The organism is Lacrimispora sp. 38-1 (assembly GCF_049890855.1).
GTDB lineage: Bacteria > Bacillota > Clostridia > Lachnospirales > Lachnospiraceae > Lacrimispora.
Genome location: NZ_JBANEW010000055.1, coordinates 159,047 through 174,990 on the forward strand (window position 1 = coordinate 159,047; position 15,944 = coordinate 174,990).

Here is a 15,944-nt window from a genome sequence, read left to right on the forward strand (position 1 = left end):
CTGTTTAGGAAACGGAAAGAGGTATGATTATGAATAATAAATTTGAACTGGAGCATATCGGCATCAACACCCCAAATGCTGAGGAAGCAGAAAAACTGGCCCAGCTTCTGAGTATGATGTTTAACCTGGAACCTCGTCATGGACAAAAATCCGAGTTTGGAGGCCCTTACTTCGAATGTATGAAAGCTCCATTCCTGGGAGAAAACGGTCATATCGCTATGCGTACACCTGATTTGACCGCTGCCGTAGAAGAGTTAAAAGAGAAAGGCTTTTCCTTCAACATGGATACTGCCGCATATTTTGAGGATGGCAAACTGAAAAACGTCTATTTAGACGGTGAGTTTGGCGGCTTTGCCATTCATATTATGCAAAAATAGCATGTAACGAAAACCGCTGATCCATAAGCAAATCTGCCTTTGGATCAGCGGTTTTCCTGAATCAGAGAAGCTCATGAATGTCTTTTGTCTCGTGATCTTCATACGTAACTATATTGCCTTCCCAGGTTCTGAATTTTATATAACCCGGACCTCTTGAAATAATATAATTGGGGAATATGGGAGTTTTTCCCTGCCCTTTCGGCGCATTGACAATAAACGTGGGAATTGCCATACCGGAGGTGTATCCTCTTAAATATTCCATAATTTCAATCCCATCCTCAATGGATGTATTAAAATGGGTGGTTCCCTGGACGTGTTTTGCATGAAAAATATAATAAGGCCGTACCCGGCATTTTAACAGTTCATGATTCAGCACACGCATCACAAATTTATCATTGTTAATACCATTTAACAGGACTGCCTGATTACCAAGGACAATTCCTGCATCTGCCAGCCTTTCACATGCTGCTTTTGATTCACTTGTAACCTCCATGGGGTGGTTGAAATGAGTGTTTAAATAAATGGGGTGGTATTTCTTTAACATGTCACAAAGCTCATTCGTGATTCTCTGTGGCATGGTTACGGGAATTCTGCTTCCAAGCCTTATGTAATCCACATGAGGAATTTCCTTTAACTGGCTGATGATCCATTCCAGCTGTTCGTCTGTCAGAGTCAGTGCATCTCCCCCTGTTATGAGAACATCTCGGATTTCCTCATTCTCTCTGATGTAATTGATCGATTCTATAATTTTTTCCCGGGAATTGTGCACATCCTGTTCACCGATGTTACGCCGCCTCTGGCAGTGCCTGCAGTACATGGCACATTCATTGGTCACATTAATGATAAGGCGGTCCGGATACCGCCTGGTAATGCATCCGGCAGGATTGGTATATTCTTCTGCCATAGGATCTAAATCCGTACAGGTATCTTCCAGCTCCTTATAATTTGGGATACTCATCAGACGTATGGGATCAAAGCTGTCGGCCGGATCTGTAAGACTTAAGTAATACGGGGAAACTGCCCACCGAAACTTCTCCCCCACTTCCCGGATCAGCTGCTTTTCTTTTTCGCTGACAGGGAGAATCCGGTTTAAGCTCTCCACATCTGTAATTCTGTTTTTCAGCTGCCATCTGTAATCATTCCAGTCCTCTTCCGTTGCCGAATAAATATGAAGAATTTTGTTTTTCCGTTCCTTCAGCTCATTTTCTTTGCTGATTCCTGTAGGAATTGACTTCCTTGCCTCAAGAAAATCTTCAATCCTCCCCTTCAGTTCATCTGCACGCTGTAGTGATATTTGACGCTTTCTTTCTTTTTCCATATATTTATTCTCCTTTTGCTCCAAAAGAAGCAACTTTATTATAACAAAAAAGTTGTTACTTAGTCAATAAATTTAATTAGAGCAAAAAAGGAAGCCAGTCTATCATAAACCGACTTTTCTAACAGATTCTTGGAAGACCCTCACCATACAAAAGATCAATGGTCCTCAGTCCCTTAAGCCTGGTTTTCATTCTGACTCCGCTTCCCTCAAGTATTGTTCCGATTATTCTGGCATTTGTTCCGTATTTACTGCTTTGCACTGCTTTTAATGCCTTTTCGGCCTGATTTCCCGGTACAACGGCTATCATCTTCCCTTCGTTGGCCATATAGAGAGGATCTAACCCAAGTATACCGCAGAAGCCTTTCACCTCCGTGCTGACAGGAAGAGCCTCCTCCCAGATCTCCACACTGCATGCGGACTGCTCTGCTGCTTCATTTAAAACAGTGGCCAGGCCGCCCCTTGTTACATCCCGCATGCAGTGCACCCGGACCCTGCTGTCCAATAAGTTCCGGACTATGGAAGTAAGAGGTGCACAGTCGCTGGAAATCTGATTTTCTATGCCCATACGGTGGGAAAGGATTGCCGCATGATGTTCTCCTAAGTTTCCCGATAAAATAACAGCATCGCCTGGTTTACAGTTAGAAATGCTGATGCCTCCCTTTTTCACTTCTCCGATTCCGGAAGTATTGATAAAAACCCCTCCGTTTCCATCCACCACCTTTGTATCGCCTGCAACGATCTTTACTCCGGCCTCTTTTGCTGTCAAAGCCATGGTGCGGGCAATTTCCTCTATGGTTTCCAATTCTGTGCCTTCCTCAATGATAAAGCCTGCAGTGAGATATTTAGGAACAGCTCCCATCATGGACAAATCGTTGACTGTTCCGCACACAGCAAGCTTTCCTATATTTCCACCTTTAAAAAACAGCGGAGTAACAACAAATGAATCTGTTGTACAGGCGATCTTCCCCTCAACAGGCACCACTGCCGCATCCTCAAGCCTGTTTAATGTTTTATTATGGAAATGCTTTAAAAAAACCTGATTAATCAGATCACCCGTCTGTTTTCCTCCGCTGCCATAAGACATGTCAATTTTCATAGTTTCTGCCCTGCTCCTTTCGACTTTATTATAAAACGGATTACTTAAGAATTCTGATACCAGATCCCGCAGGCTCCTTCTGATGACACCATGCAGGGCCCCACTGCATGAAGCGGCGTGCAGGCAGTCTTAAATAAAGGGCATTCTCCTGGATTTTTCCGTCCCAGAATTACGTCTGTACATTTACACCCTTTTGGCATTTCCTCGTACCTGCCCTGAACGCGGCTTCCGCCGTCATAGATCTCATATTTCTTCTTCAGCCTTAAAGCAGAATTTTCTATCATACCGATTCCCCGCCAGAAATCATCTCCCTGTTCAAAATACTTCAAAAGCAAAGCACGGGCTTTCTCATTGCCCTTTTCCTTCACTGCACTGGCATACATGTTTTTTACTTCAAACCGCCCGGTTCTTAGCTGGCTCATAATTTCATAGACAGCTGCCAGAATATGCTCTCCTTCAAAACCTGCAATAACAAAAGGCCTCCGGTATCTGTCTGCCAGTTCCCGGTAACTGTCAGCTCCTGTGATCACGCTAACGTGACCAGGGTTTAAGAATGCATCAATGTTTTTTTCCCTCTCACAGATATAGGAAAGGGCTGGAACGATTGTTTTTACAGAAGTTAAAAGTTTTAGATTCGTGATCTCCTTTTGCTGCATTTCCTCCAGCATCAGAGCATAGATGGGAGCCGTTGTCTCAAAGCCCACAGCCGCAAACAGATACTGGATATTTTTATACTCCTGAGCCTCCTTTAACGCCATTAGCGGAGAATACAGGATTTTCACTTTTCCTCCTGCTGCCTTTGCCTCTGTTAAGGACATGCTGCTGCCTTTCACTTTCATCATATCTGCGAAGGTCAGGACACAGTGATCCTCCTTTAAGGAAAAATCCGTCAAACGGTCAATATAGGCAGCCGGGGTAACACAAACCGGACACCCGGGACCGGAGATCAGCTGGATTCTGGGAGAAATCATACTTCTGATTCCGTTTTTAAAAATGCTGGAAGTATGGGTTCCGCACACCTCCATGATTTTTACCGGTTTCCCGTCATAAGCTTTCAGTTCATCAATCACTTCCTGGATCTTCATATCTGTCCTCCTGAAGTTCTGAAAACAGGCTAAGTATATCCCCTGCTATTTCCCCGCTTATTACTTCTATGGCACAGCCTGCGTGGATCAGAACATAATCTCCGATTCCGGCATCCACAAGTTTTATATTCACATCGGTGATATTATCCATTACATTCACTCTTGCATAATCTCCCCGTATTTCCATGACTTTTCCAGGTATTGCAACGCACATGAGATTTTCTCCTTTCTGCCGGTTACGTGTTATCTGTTTTTAAATGCTTTCTTCCTAAGTATATCTGTCCAAGACTCAGTCCGCCGTCCCCCGGAGGAACAAGGCGGTTTATGTATACGCGAAAGCCTCTTTCCCGCAGGAGGGTAAGGGTTAGTTCTGTAAGTACAGTATTCTGAAATACTCCTCCGCTAAGTGCCACATCGCTGATATGATGACGACTTCCCAGCTTTTCACAGATTCCTGCAATTCCTTCTGCTGCTGCATGGTGAAAGCCCAGTGCCAGAGCTCCGGTCATCCCTCTGTCTTTGCAGTTTACCGCTGCTTCAAAAAATGGTCTTGGGTCCAGTTTTAAAACTTCTTCCTCTTCCTTTATAAGAAATGGCAGGGAAGGAGGTTTTATATGTTCTCTTCTGGCAATCTCAGCTTCCCGTTCAAGCAGTATGGCACATTCTCCCTCATACCTGTTCTCATAGGCAATCTGTAGGACAGAGGCCGCTGCATCAAAGAGCCTGCCCATACTGGAAGTAGAAACCGTATTGATTCTTTGTTCCAGTGCCGCCGTTATGATATGCTTTCTTTCATCTGGAAAGAAACTGTCAAGGCCTGCATGATGGAGATAACAGACTGCAGTCTTTTTCCCATCCCGCATGGACTGATCGCCTCCCAGAACCGGGAACGGGCTTAAATGAGCAGCCCGCACAAATTCCTTTCCCTCACAGATCAGGAATTCCCCTCCCCATATGCTCCCATCGGTTCCATAGCCGGTTCCGTCAAATGCCACGCCTATTACAGGACCTTTCAGTCCATGCTCCGCCATCACAGACGCAATATGAGCATGATGATGCTGCACTTTTATAAAAGGAAGTAACAGACTCTGGGCAAAACGGGCTGAGTGGTAATTGGGGTGGAAATCACATACTGCCAGCCCTGGTGTGATGTTTAACAGGCAGGTTAAGTCTTTGTAGGATTTTTTATATTCCTCCATGACACCACATTCTTCCAAATCTCCAAAATACTGGGATACAACTGCTCTCTCGCCCCGGCAAAGGCAAAATGCCGCTTTCAAATCTCCGCCGGCAGCAAAAATCTCTGTTTCTCCCCCTTTCTCTTTTTGCAGAAAAACAGGATAGGGAACATATCCTCTGCTCCTTCTGATAAGCTGAGGGCTCCCTGCCACAACCTTTGCTACAGAATCATCCACAGATCTCACAATTCTTCTTTTATTATACAAAACCCCATCAGGAAATGGATCTGAAAGAGAAAGCATACAATCATCTTCACGGATAATTGGCTGTCCTGATACATTGGCACTGGTCATAATAAGCGGACCAAGTTCTTCCGTCAGCAAATGCTGGAGGGGAGTATACGGCAGAAATGCGCCGCAGTACAGGCTTTTCTTATTAGTGGACGGAGCCATCAGATCTTCCTGCATAGGAAGCAGCACGATGGGCCTTGCTTTGGATGCCAGCAGTATCTCCTCTTCCTCTGAAACATCACAGTACTTCTTTATTTCTGAAACAGAATGAAACATTACTGCAAAAGGCTTTTCTTCCCGTCCTTTGCATTGACGCAGCCGGACCACCGACGGCTCCAGAAAAGGGGAACACACCAGGTGATACCCTCCGACTCCCTTTACTGCCACGATTCCGCCGTCTGCCAGCACCTTTATGGCTTTTTTTAAGGCCTCCCGGTCAGTAAGCTCCTTCGCCTCCCGATGCCTGTTATCCTGGTATAAAAGATAGGGACCGCAGTCATTGCAGGAAATTGTCTGTGCATGAAACCGTCTGCTTTGAGGAGAGGTGTATTCCTTATTGCAGGCACTGCACATGGGAAAATCCTTCATGACCGTGTTGTCTCTGTCATACGGCATTTCTTCTATTATGGTGTATCTGGGACCGCAGGCCATACAGCTGATAAATGGATTGCCATATCTTCTGTCTGATTGATCGGCAAGTTCTTTTAAGCATTCCGGACAGACCGGCAGATCTACAGGTATCATGGAGACTTCTTTTGCTTCACCACTTGGTATAATAACAAAATCATCAAAAACAGAGACCGGCAGCTCTTCCATCTCCATATTTAGAATCTCGTATCTTCGCTCTTTATTCTCTTTTAAATCAGATAAAAACCGGTCCACTGCCGTTTTCGGCGCCTGTGCCACAATTTCCACATCACCGCCAACGTTTCGTACCCAGCCTTTGATTCCCATTTCCCTGGCTGCACGATAAACAAGGGGCCGGAATCCAACCCCCTGTACAATACCGCAGACCTTAATTTTTACTGCTGTTTCTTTATTTTTTCCATTATCCATTCTGCTGCCTTTTCATAACCTTCTCCGGTCTTTCCCGACACCCTGATTACCGGAGCTGTTTTATTTAATGCCCGGACTCCCTTCATGAAGAACTCTTCATCAAAATCCACATAGGGTAAAAGATCACATTTGTTTAACATAATGATATCTGCCTTAACTTCCAGGACTGCATAAACAGACTTTCAAATCCGAAGGCATCCGCCAGAAGTCCAAGCCAGAGAAGATGGCTGTGAAGCCGTGACAGTTCTGCCCATATTGTTCGTAAGAATTCACCCCGCTCCGGCACCTCTACATCCATAATACGCTCAATGGACATACAATATCCCATTCCATGCATAAAAGAGCAGATTCCGCAGATCCGTTCCGCAACGTAACAATACTGCTGATAATCCCTTTTTCCACCAGCTTTTCCAAATCTCTGTGAATATATCCAATTCTAGGAATTGCTTCCACAACCGTTTCATCCTCCAGCACCAGATCCAGATGGATTGGCTCCGGAAGAACCGACAGTTCCAGCGTATTTCTGCTGATGCCGATGATGATGATCCCGGCAGCAAAAGCAGCTCCGCCTAAAAGGTTAATGAAAAGTGCACGAAACGAATTTTTCCTTGCCTCCTTAGTCTTTGTGTACCCTATAAGCAGATAAGAACAGAAGGTCGTAAGCTCCCAGCAAAAATACATCCAGGTAAGCTGGTTGCTCAGCACGATACCGAAATAAATACAGGCAGTTCGAAAGAGAGAGATTTTACGATATAAAGAAACTGTTAAATTAATGCTGCTCAGCTATATAAAGGAGGTTTTGATAAGAAACACATTTTTATCAACAAAAAAAGGACGCTTTTGCTTCAGAGCATCCTTTTTATTAATTTCAATATTTTCTAGAAATACCAGTCCGTTTCATACAGTCTTATTCATCCTCATGGAAGAAAAACAATTCCTCCACTGTAGTAGAAAATACCTTTGCAATATCCATGGCAAGTTTTAATGATGGATTATACCTGCCTTTTTCCAAATTAATAATCGTTTCCCGCCGCACCCCAACCAGTACAGCAAGTTCATCCTGTGTTAAGCTTTGCTTTGCTCTGTATTCCCGCAATTTAGTAATTAAGGCCATGTTTAAATCTCCCGCTGTTCATTTATTTCCAGTACCACGAGACTGATTGTAAAACAAATCATAGAGACAACGTAGCACGATGCCAATACAATATTGACTGGCAGAATTGCTGGAAACAGGAAGTGTATGACAATCGCAAGACCAGTAACCCATACACCGGAAAAGAAACCATAACTTGCCGCTTTTCTGACATTTTGCTGGAACAGCTCATCCGGTGTTACAAAAAAATACCGGATATACTGGGCAAAGCCGAAAAAACCGAAAAACGGTATACTAACAGTAAACCCCATAAAGCCTAACAAAGCGAGGATGGACAGGAAACCCAGTTTATTGACTTTCATAAAAGACCTCCAATAGTGGTATATTTCTAACATTATGTTATAAATATACCACTATTAAATTTTCTTGTCAATAGCAGCTTTGTTTGGAGATTAATTGTAGAGCGAGACGCAGTTTTTTGTAACCCAAATGCAACCTTTGTAATCGAGGTGCAGTTTTTGTAGTCGAAATGCAATCTGTTCAAATCTCTTTTTTCGGTATATGATATAAAACAGATATGTTATTACTTTATGGAGGAAGTTATGGAAAAAAGAAAATACTTATGTTTAAATGATATTCCATTATTTTCAAGAATAGATAAAACCTCTTTTACTCCGATTTGTTATGCTACAAAGAAACAACATATGAAAAAAGGAGAATATCTGTTCAAACAAGGTGAACCGGAAGATGGTGTATATTTTATAAAAGAAGGAAGCCTGAAATTTGTAAGAATTACTGAAAATGGTGAAGAGGTAATTATTCAAATAGTTGGAGCTGGTGAAGTTATCGGTGAGACTGCCTTGTTTAGAGAAGGCGCATTTTCACCTGTATCTGCTATAGCACTAGAAGAAGCGAACGTCTGCAGTATTGACAGTAAATCATTTGAAAAAATTATTATAGGAAATCCGGAAATTGCTTTGCAAATAATAAAGAACCTTTCTACTTGCCTATATGATACCTGGGAAAAGATTACTGAATTGAACACTCAGACAATTCAAGAAAAAGTGATCAGCTTCTTAATCCTATTGTCACAGGAACAAGGTGAGCCTTGTACAGAGGGTACATTAATCAAGATTCCCTTGACTCAACAGGAAATCGCTTCTGCTGTGGGAGCGTCCAGAGTTATGGTTTCTCAAGCTCTACAGGAGCTTATAAAAAGTAATTATATTTGCAGGAAGAGAAAACATTATATAGTAAAAAAACAATGTATTTATTAAAGTGTAAAATTTTTAACAGAATAAAAATCCTTTCTGTATTATAATCAAAAAATACGAAAGGAGTAGATGATTAAATATGAATTTATCAGATAAAATATGCTTGGTTACTGGGGCTAGTTCAGGACTGGGGCTTGCTGTAACGAAAAAATTTGCCAAATCGGGAGCTATAGTTGTATTAGTGTGCAGAGACTCCCAAAAAAGTAGAGATGCATTAGCTGAAGTTAAAAGGGAAGTCCCGGATGCTAAACTCGAGCTGATGTATTGTGATCTATCCTCAATAAAGTCAATTCAAGATTTTCTTCAAAAGTTTAAAGAGACACATTCAAGTCTCAATGTGATTTTTAATAATGCTGCCGTTATGAGACAGCATCGAACCGTTACAGAAGATGGTTTTGAAATGATGTTTCAGACAAATTATCTGGCACCAGTATTACTTACAACCTCCTTAATGGATTTATTAAAGAACAGTTCAAATGCACAGATTATAAATATAGCAGTACCACCAGAAAAACTTCGCATTGACTTTGAAGACTTACAGTTCCAAAAGAAATATAAGCCTTATGAAGACTTCATGCGAACGAAACTCTATCTACTTCTATATAGTCTTGAACTCTCGAAAAAATTAGCCGATACAGGGATAATAGTAAATTCAATTAACCCGGGATTATTCAAATCAGAGCTCCGTAGAGAAAGTCCCTGGCTCCTAGGCATGATAACAGATTTGTTTGCTATCTCCGCTGACAAAGCCGCAGAAAATATTGTTTTGCATGCATCTTCGGATAAAGTACAAGCGAAATCCGGAAAAGTATTTGACGGAAAATTAGAGAAAACACTTACATCGTATTGGAATGATTATATAATCAGAAATAGTCTCTGGGTAATTACAGAAACATTGATAAATCAATACAAGAAGTAGAATTCAGCTCCTGCCATACGGTATGTGCCTTTATGATTACCGAAATTCTCGCCCTATTTTGCTCCGAAAGCAGGGATGAACCATGGGATCGAAAATGATGCAGGTTAAAGGCAGGTGCACCTTACGGCGCTCCTGCCAATTCACAGCAGACGGCAATGCCGACTGCTTAAGGAATTGTGACTACCTTCTCTTTTTTTCAAAGAACCAAATTGTGTTTTTATTTGTTGGATAGTCGCCTAATACCCATAAGTAATATTAGAAGGGTTTCTGCTATGCGGCATGAGACTACAATAATATATTTTAAAACTTGTAACTCAAAAATTCACCTCTGTCGGTATCAGTGAAATATTTTTCCAGTTCTTTTTGTTTTTCTTCAATAAATTTATCTAAAAAATATAATAAATTTATTCTTTTGAAAGTTGAAATAAGTGCAGTTTTTTCGTTTTCGAGTTCTGGAGATGTACAAACTGTATCACCGTTTGATCCAATAAACGCATTATAATGTTTTTCTTTCTCATTATAATATAAAATAGAATTCCTATTTTCAATGAAGCCATATGAAAAATAATCTTTTGGTATTTCATGTTTTTCTATTAATAATAATAAAAAATCAATGTTCCAATTTTCGTTAAAGTCTATTCGCTTCTGAATAAAATTTTGCATAAAGTAGTCTCTGAGCCTATCAAGATAAAAATACTTCAATGCATCTTCTTTATTTTTAAAAACTTTAACAGTTTTATACTCTGGTACATTTCGTCTTTCTTTTTGAACAAAGCAATATTCCCATTTATCTTGTTCGTTTAGCCTTATTGCATAGTAATTTTCTAAAGGAAAGTTTTCACCAAAACTAATATCATGGTATATAGCATTCCCGTCATCAATAATATGTATATTTACTTCCTCAAGTAAATAGATAGCTTCGTTAATATCCATTCTTTTCATCATGAACCATAGGGTAGACGGTCTGGCTAAACTTCTGGTGAAACAAGATCTATATACCACTTTCATTTTGCCATGTGTCGTAAAATATTGCCCCTGTGTGACCTTTAAAACCAATGGTGGAACATATATGCCAATCAGGCGATAAAAAGCCTTGTTGGGCAAATCTGAAAAATATAGGCTTTTCTCATTGCACCTAATAGCTGTTTGGATTGCTATTGCCTCCTGTTCGTCTTCCGGTTGCTTTTCCAGAAAAATGTCGCATATATGCCAGTTTTCAAATCCGTCCAGTCGCACAATTGCAACCATTTATAACATTCCTGAACTATAAGATTCTCACCCTATTTTACTCCAAAAGCAGGGATGAACCATGGGGTCGAAAATGATGCAGGTTAAAGAGCCGGGGTCAAAAACTTCCCCGGCTCAGCTAACATCAGCCCGCAATGCGGGCTGAGAGAATTTTTTATCGGGGTCGGATTTGTGGCATTGGGGGGCGTAAGCAGGGTCGCGTTTGTACGAAATGCCCATTTCGTCAGCTATTATAAATGTTATAGTCTTTAAATAGATGGAATTTTATTAAATTTATTTTGTTATATTCATATTCTCTATTATCCCATTTTCTTTATTTACTGAAAATCGTCTTCCTAAGAAATCATTAGCATATAACACGGAATCAATAATGTTTATCATCGTAAAAACTGTATCATCTCCTTTAGGTCGCTGTCCTACTTGCCATATCTTTTTACCCTCGTCATTATAACAATATATGTTATGATAATCATCATAACTCATTTCTTTTTTAGGTAAAATATTGAGCAGAACAAAAATTTTATCCTCAATAATCTTATATTGCATAATTTTATTTTCAAAAGTAATTCTACAGTTTCCAATATGTAATAAATTATTGTCAATTTTTATTTCGTTCATTTCATTAAGCTCCAATCTGTTAAATTTCCTATTTCATTAAATTCACCAATATATTGTCCCATTAGATCAAATTGTGTGCCACCTCCGCCGGATCCAAATATGGGATTAGCTTCTCCCATACGAATAGTGTCACCAGCTTTAAGCTTTACCTCTGCCACAGACTTTGGAGTAGCTGGTAATGCAAATTTATCTTGTATCTGTAAGGGTGTTAGTCCTTTGATATCTTCTGCTTTCATCACCCAACCACCATACATGCCCGAAGTTTCACCATCAAATACTCTAACAAAAACCGTATCTTCTTTTAATTTAATTTCTTGAACAACCATTTGGGGAGTATATGGTGGATTATCATAGCCTTTACTTGCCCACCAATCATTTACACTTTCTGCGGAGCTATATTTTTTTATCTCGACTTTATCTTTTAAGCCACCTAATTGCTTATTCAGATAATCATAACCAGTCTGCCCCGCCCCCTCAGGTGGAGTACTGAGATATGCGACGAACGGTGAATTTTCGTATTTAATTAAAAAAATTATAGCACGTCTTTGTGCTGTTTTTAAATAGAAAAATTACTATTCTTCTTCTCGAATCGGTTCCCGGTATTCTGTCTTATTTTTCATCATTCCGTAAACAATGTTTACCAATCGGCGCATGATACAGACCAGTGCCTGAGACTTTGTCTTCCCTTCGCCGATTTTTCTAATGTAATACTCGTAAAATACCGGATGATTGGGTACTCCGTTCTTTGGTTTGGACACCATGGTCACTGCCAGGAAATAAAACAGTCCATGCAGTTGACGGTTTCCTTGTCTGGAGCTTTGCTCCTTGCCTTTTCCAGCAGAACTGAACTTTACAGGAGCTACTCCTGCGAATCTTGCCAGCTTGTCTGCACTGGAAAACCTTCGGATATCTCCGATTTCTGCAATCAATTTGCTGGCTACGGAGGTTCCAATTCCAGGCATACTGGTCAGTTTATAATCAAAACTAAGCAGGATTTTCTCGATTTCTTTATCAAGCCCTGCCAACTCTTCTTTCTGATGTTCCAAGTCTCTTACCAGACTCGTTGTGATAAAATCTCTGGATTCCTGATATTCCCGATAGGTATTTCCATCGTGCTGGATATAGTCAAGAATCATTTCCGCTTTCTCTTTTCTGATGATTGGGGATATCTCTTTGAATTCAATTGTTAGTTCTTCTGCCGTCTTTTCCTGCAAATGGACAGGGGATGGGTAGATTTTCCAAAAGTACATGGCACATTTCCCATCTATCTCACTGAAAAATTTACTGTAACTGGGATATGCCATGGATATCTGCTCATGGAGTCCGTTCTTAAATCGAATTCCGTCTTTGACCAGTAAATCTCTCCGATTTACTAATTGAGCCAGTGTCCATTCGTTATCTTTGGGCTTTGCATCTGGCAAAGTATGCAGTTGGTTAATCAGAACCGTTGCCACACAATACGCATCATACTCATCGTTTTTACGGAGCATGGGTGCGCTTTTTCTCTGGTCATAAGCAAGAGCAGGATTAATGTCTTTTACTATGTAACCGTTTTCAATCAGCCAGACAGCTAAACTTCTGCCGTAGCCGTATGCATTCTCCAATCCGTAAATAGGTTCAAGACCAAGATGATTGGATTTTCTGTTTACCTTTTCTGCCAGCTTTTTAAAATCACTGGGCTTGTTTTCTATCACTACTACCTCTAATTTCTCATTCCAGCAGTTCACCATCACTGCGGTATGTGTTTCCTTATGCAGGTCAATCCCCACATAAAGCAGATTTTCTCTTTTCTGCAATTCTCTCCCTCCTGATCTTGTTTCCAACCGATCAGTTCCTGTACCGGCAACCTCAGATGACAGCGTTAACTCTAAATGAGTCCGCAAGGGGGCGACAGCCAATCTACAACAAACCAATGGGCGGAAGGACAAGTTATTTCTTTTATTGGTTGTTGATGTTAACTCTGTATCAAATAGATTGCAAGTCATTTCTGAATTTATTATCGGGAGACGGAACGACAGAAAAAAGAACAGAAAAGGGAGCTACAGAAAAGGTATTTTTACCCCCTGTAACCCCCGGCAGCCCCATTTTACCATAGAACCAATTTTCTGTAAATCCCATGGTTCACCATGAACCATGGGGGGTAGGCAGTTATCTTTAAGCCAATGGCAGTTAAGAATTGATGTCCCGTTCTCATTTAGCCCTGTGTCGCAAGATATTACCCCTGTGTGACCTTTAAAACCGATGGTAGAACATGTATGCCATTCAAGCGATAAAAAGCCTTGTTGGGCAAATTTGAAAAACATAGGTCTTTCCCATTGCACCTGATAACTGTTTGGATTGCTATTGCCTCCTGTTCGTCTTCCGGTTGCTTTTTCAGAAAAATGTCGCATATAGGCCAGTTTTTCATATCCCTCAAGTCGCACAATCGCAACCATTTACAAATTCCTGAACTGGAAGATTCACGCCCCTTTTTGCTACAAAAACAGGGATGAACCATGGGGTCGAAAATGATGCTGGTTAAAGAGCCGGGGTCAAAAGCTCTCCCGGCTCCGCTAACATCAGCCCGCAATGCGGACTGAAAGAACTTTTCCATCGGGGTCGAATTCATGGCATGGGGGTCGTAACCGGGGTCGTACTTGCAGGGAATGTCCATTTATGCAAAAGAATTACGGGGTTATGAACGACTCCAATAAAATAGTACCAGTTAATCAGGAAAACAAGAAGTTCATAAACCTAATTGATTTAATTTCCTATATTTTCAAAGGTTCATTATTATTCTCTTCTAAGGTGTTTTTACTTGTTAGGCTGAGAATTATTTTCACTTTTATACTTCTCTATATAATTATTTATACCAGAAAAAAGTACATCACGCATAACTTCTTTATAATCACTATAAATCCCCTCTTTTTCAATTATAATATCAAACATATTTTTTAATTTTTTATCTATTATAACTGTAATACCTTCGACTTGTTCTCCCGTTTTTTCATTTTCAAACTTCTCTGATATAATGCTTATTTTATTATCACTCATGTATTAGTTGCTCCTTGTTCAAGGGTTTTTAAGGTGTCTGTATAGGTTCACCTTTAAAATATCACCAATTTATTCTCGCCAATATATACCGTTAACCTTTAGAATTTATTTGCTGTATTTTCACCAATAAATGCAACGATTTTTAGTGATTTTTGGTATCAACTTTCTACAACTTTTCCAGTACTGTATGGTGTTAAAGGAGGAAAACACAATGGCTGAACAAGATTTATTGGATATGTTCATTCAGGAACGTATAAACATGCTAATTGATATGTTCCACAAAAATCAGTAAAACTCGGCCTAATAAATCACCAGAAGAACACGAACGAATTTTACAAGCAGAACGTTTTATTGGCAATCTGAATACCGGGAATTGGTGCATAACTATAAATGCTGCAGAGTCACTTAAAAACAGTAGCCCTGCAGCATTTGTTACTCTAGACTCTAACTAATATATTGACCAGTAAGTAAATTAAATTTAAATTCTTCTTCATCTGAACATTTGATATTTATTATTTCATTTTGTTCAACATCAAAAACTTCGATTATATCTCTAAAACCAATTGACCAAATAATATCTCCTTTATAATTCATTACCATTAAATCTAATTCAAAAATAACTACAACTAATGATTTCGTAGTTACATGTATGAATTCATAGAACAAAGAACCCATTTTATTTTCACTAATCAACTGTTTAGTCTCTTGGTCTATGCATAATATAGTTTTATCGAAACCTATATATACCTCTTTGTTATTTATTATTAATACTTCTGGTTTTAATCCTGCATAATTATAAGCTATTCCACATTCAAAACCGCTTTTAAGTATATTTATGGATTCAAATCTGTCGGCATCATCTAAATTACCATAAATCAAAAAGTTATTTTGAGCTTGACTTATTAAATTTTCTGCCGTACCATAGTTCTTTATCTCAAATTCATTGTGCATACTATTCTCCTATTATCATCGATTACATATTGTTATTTTGTTCCTGTTTTAACAATTATTGTTATCAGCCTATCACCATCCCAAACAGTTTCAAGCTTAACTCCGCCACCGGGTCCCATAAAGAAACTTTCTTTAGTCGTAGCAGTATACTCTACCATCGGTGTACCTGGCAACTCTTTTGCAATATAAGACCTCGTTTCTGTACCAATAATATTACTTGAATCATTTAAGACACCATTCAAATGTTTTTCTAATGCAACTCTATTACTGGGGGTATCATATACACCAATATGAGCAAGTTCTTCCTTCATCTGTAAGGATCGTTCTATATTATGCTTACTACCAGTAGCTTTGCCGAACAAATAATCTAACTTCTTTCCACCTTCTCCTATATTAGCATGACCCGC

Annotated in this window: 21 protein-coding genes; 3 read left to right on the top strand and 18 right to left on the bottom strand. The window is 39.9% G+C overall.

What is annotated here, in order from left to right; genetic code table 11:
* The first annotated feature begins 29 nt into the window (after positions 1-29).
* Complete coding sequence (locus tag V7D18_RS14870; RefSeq protein WP_426155179.1) at positions 30-377, top strand: VOC family protein; 348 nt, start codon at positions 30-32, stop codon at positions 375-377.
* A 61-nt stretch (positions 378-438) separates the two neighbouring features.
* Here the strand turns inward: V7D18_RS14870 and eam are convergent, their stop codons facing one another.
* The 10 genes from eam to V7D18_RS14920 form a co-directional block, all read right to left on the bottom strand.
* Positions 439-1,695, bottom strand: a complete 1,257-nt coding sequence (gene eam / locus V7D18_RS14875; protein WP_426155181.1) for a glutamate 2,3-aminomutase — start codon at positions 1,693-1,695, stop codon at positions 439-441.
* A gap of 118 nt (positions 1,696-1,813) precedes the next feature.
* On the bottom strand, positions 1,814-2,791 hold the full coding sequence (gene hypE, locus V7D18_RS14880; protein ID WP_426155183.1) for a hydrogenase expression/formation protein HypE: 978 nt from the start codon (positions 2,789-2,791) through the stop codon (positions 1,814-1,816).
* Between the two features lie 44 nt (positions 2,792-2,835).
* Positions 2,836-3,876, bottom strand: a complete 1,041-nt coding sequence (gene hypD, locus V7D18_RS14885; RefSeq protein ID WP_426155185.1) for a hydrogenase formation protein HypD — start codon at positions 3,874-3,876, stop codon at positions 2,836-2,838.
* Positions 3,854-4,090: a HypC/HybG/HupF family hydrogenase formation chaperone gene (locus tag V7D18_RS14890; protein WP_426155187.1), complete on the bottom strand. Its 237-nt coding sequence runs from the start codon at positions 4,088-4,090 to the stop codon at positions 3,854-3,856. The genes hypD and V7D18_RS14890 overlap by 23 nt, the downstream gene beginning before the upstream one ends.
* A 22-nt stretch (positions 4,091-4,112) precedes the next feature.
* Positions 4,113-6,401, bottom strand: coding sequence for a carbamoyltransferase HypF (gene hypF, locus V7D18_RS14895; RefSeq protein ID WP_426155189.1), 2,289 nt, complete (start codon positions 6,399-6,401; stop codon positions 4,113-4,115).
* Positions 6,368-6,541, bottom strand: coding sequence for a hypothetical protein (locus V7D18_RS14900; RefSeq protein WP_426155191.1), 174 nt, complete (start codon positions 6,539-6,541; stop codon positions 6,368-6,370). The genes hypF and V7D18_RS14900 overlap by 34 nt, the downstream gene beginning before the upstream one ends.
* The gene (locus tag V7D18_RS14905) at positions 6,535-6,738 is read right to left on the bottom strand and encodes a hypothetical protein (protein WP_426155193.1); all 204 of its coding nucleotides are present in this window, start codon (positions 6,736-6,738) and stop codon (positions 6,535-6,537) included. The genes V7D18_RS14900 and V7D18_RS14905 overlap by 7 nt, the downstream gene beginning before the upstream one ends.
* Entirely contained in the window at positions 6,690-7,082 is a 393-nt protein-coding gene (locus V7D18_RS14910) for a proton-conducting transporter membrane subunit (protein WP_426155194.1), read from the bottom strand. The genes V7D18_RS14905 and V7D18_RS14910 overlap by 49 nt, the downstream gene beginning before the upstream one ends.
* Before the next feature lie 226 nt (positions 7,083-7,308).
* Entirely contained in the window at positions 7,309-7,515 is a 207-nt protein-coding gene (locus tag V7D18_RS14915) for a helix-turn-helix transcriptional regulator (RefSeq protein ID WP_426155196.1), read from the bottom strand.
* A 2-nt stretch (positions 7,516-7,517) separates the two neighbouring features.
* Positions 7,518-7,856 (bottom strand): DUF3796 domain-containing protein, encoded by a 339-nt coding sequence (locus V7D18_RS14920; protein ID WP_426155198.1) that lies wholly within the window; start codon positions 7,854-7,856, stop codon positions 7,518-7,520.
* A gap of 240 nt (positions 7,857-8,096) precedes the next feature.
* On the opposite strand from V7D18_RS14920, the gene V7D18_RS14925 reads away from it, so the two are divergent.
* Positions 8,097-8,771 (top strand): Crp/Fnr family transcriptional regulator, encoded by a 675-nt coding sequence (locus tag V7D18_RS14925; protein WP_426155200.1) that lies wholly within the window; start codon positions 8,097-8,099, stop codon positions 8,769-8,771.
* Positions 8,772-8,847: 76 nt separating this feature from the next.
* Positions 8,848-9,687, top strand: a complete 840-nt coding sequence (locus V7D18_RS14930) for an SDR family NAD(P)-dependent oxidoreductase (protein ID WP_426155202.1) — start codon at positions 8,848-8,850, stop codon at positions 9,685-9,687.
* Positions 9,688-9,987: 300 nt separating this feature from the next.
* Here the strand turns inward: V7D18_RS14930 and V7D18_RS14935 are convergent, their stop codons facing one another.
* The 8 genes from V7D18_RS14935 to V7D18_RS14970 form a co-directional block, all read right to left on the bottom strand.
* Positions 9,988-10,935: a hypothetical protein gene (locus V7D18_RS14935; protein WP_426155203.1), complete on the bottom strand. Its 948-nt coding sequence runs from the start codon at positions 10,933-10,935 to the stop codon at positions 9,988-9,990.
* 273 nt (positions 10,936-11,208) lie between these two features.
* Positions 11,209-11,553: a hypothetical protein gene (locus V7D18_RS14940; protein WP_426155205.1), complete on the bottom strand. Its 345-nt coding sequence runs from the start codon at positions 11,551-11,553 to the stop codon at positions 11,209-11,211.
* A complete protein-coding gene (locus V7D18_RS14945; protein ID WP_426155206.1) occupies positions 11,550-11,789 on the bottom strand; it encodes a hypothetical protein in 240 nt (79 codons plus the stop codon). The genes V7D18_RS14940 and V7D18_RS14945 overlap by 4 nt, the downstream gene beginning before the upstream one ends.
* Positions 11,790-12,125: 336 nt before the next feature.
* Positions 12,126-13,349 carry an IS110 family transposase gene (locus V7D18_RS14950; RefSeq protein ID WP_346064597.1) on the bottom strand — a complete coding sequence of 408 codons (1,224 nt, stop codon included), beginning with the start codon at positions 13,347-13,349 and terminating at the stop codon, positions 12,126-12,128.
* Between the two features lie 243 nt (positions 13,350-13,592).
* Positions 13,593-13,988, bottom strand: coding sequence for a hypothetical protein (locus V7D18_RS14955; protein ID WP_426155208.1), 396 nt, complete (start codon positions 13,986-13,988; stop codon positions 13,593-13,595).
* 358 nt (positions 13,989-14,346) lie between these two features.
* The gene (locus V7D18_RS14960; protein WP_426155210.1) at positions 14,347-14,586 is read right to left on the bottom strand and encodes a hypothetical protein; all 240 of its coding nucleotides are present in this window, start codon (positions 14,584-14,586) and stop codon (positions 14,347-14,349) included.
* A gap of 444 nt (positions 14,587-15,030) precedes the next feature.
* The gene (locus tag V7D18_RS14965; protein ID WP_426155212.1) at positions 15,031-15,537 is read right to left on the bottom strand and encodes a hypothetical protein; all 507 of its coding nucleotides are present in this window, start codon (positions 15,535-15,537) and stop codon (positions 15,031-15,033) included.
* A gap of 32 nt (positions 15,538-15,569) precedes the next feature.
* Positions 15,570-15,944, bottom strand: a 375-nt coding sequence (locus V7D18_RS14970; RefSeq protein ID WP_426155214.1) for a hypothetical protein, incomplete at its 5' end; no start/stop codon positions are given.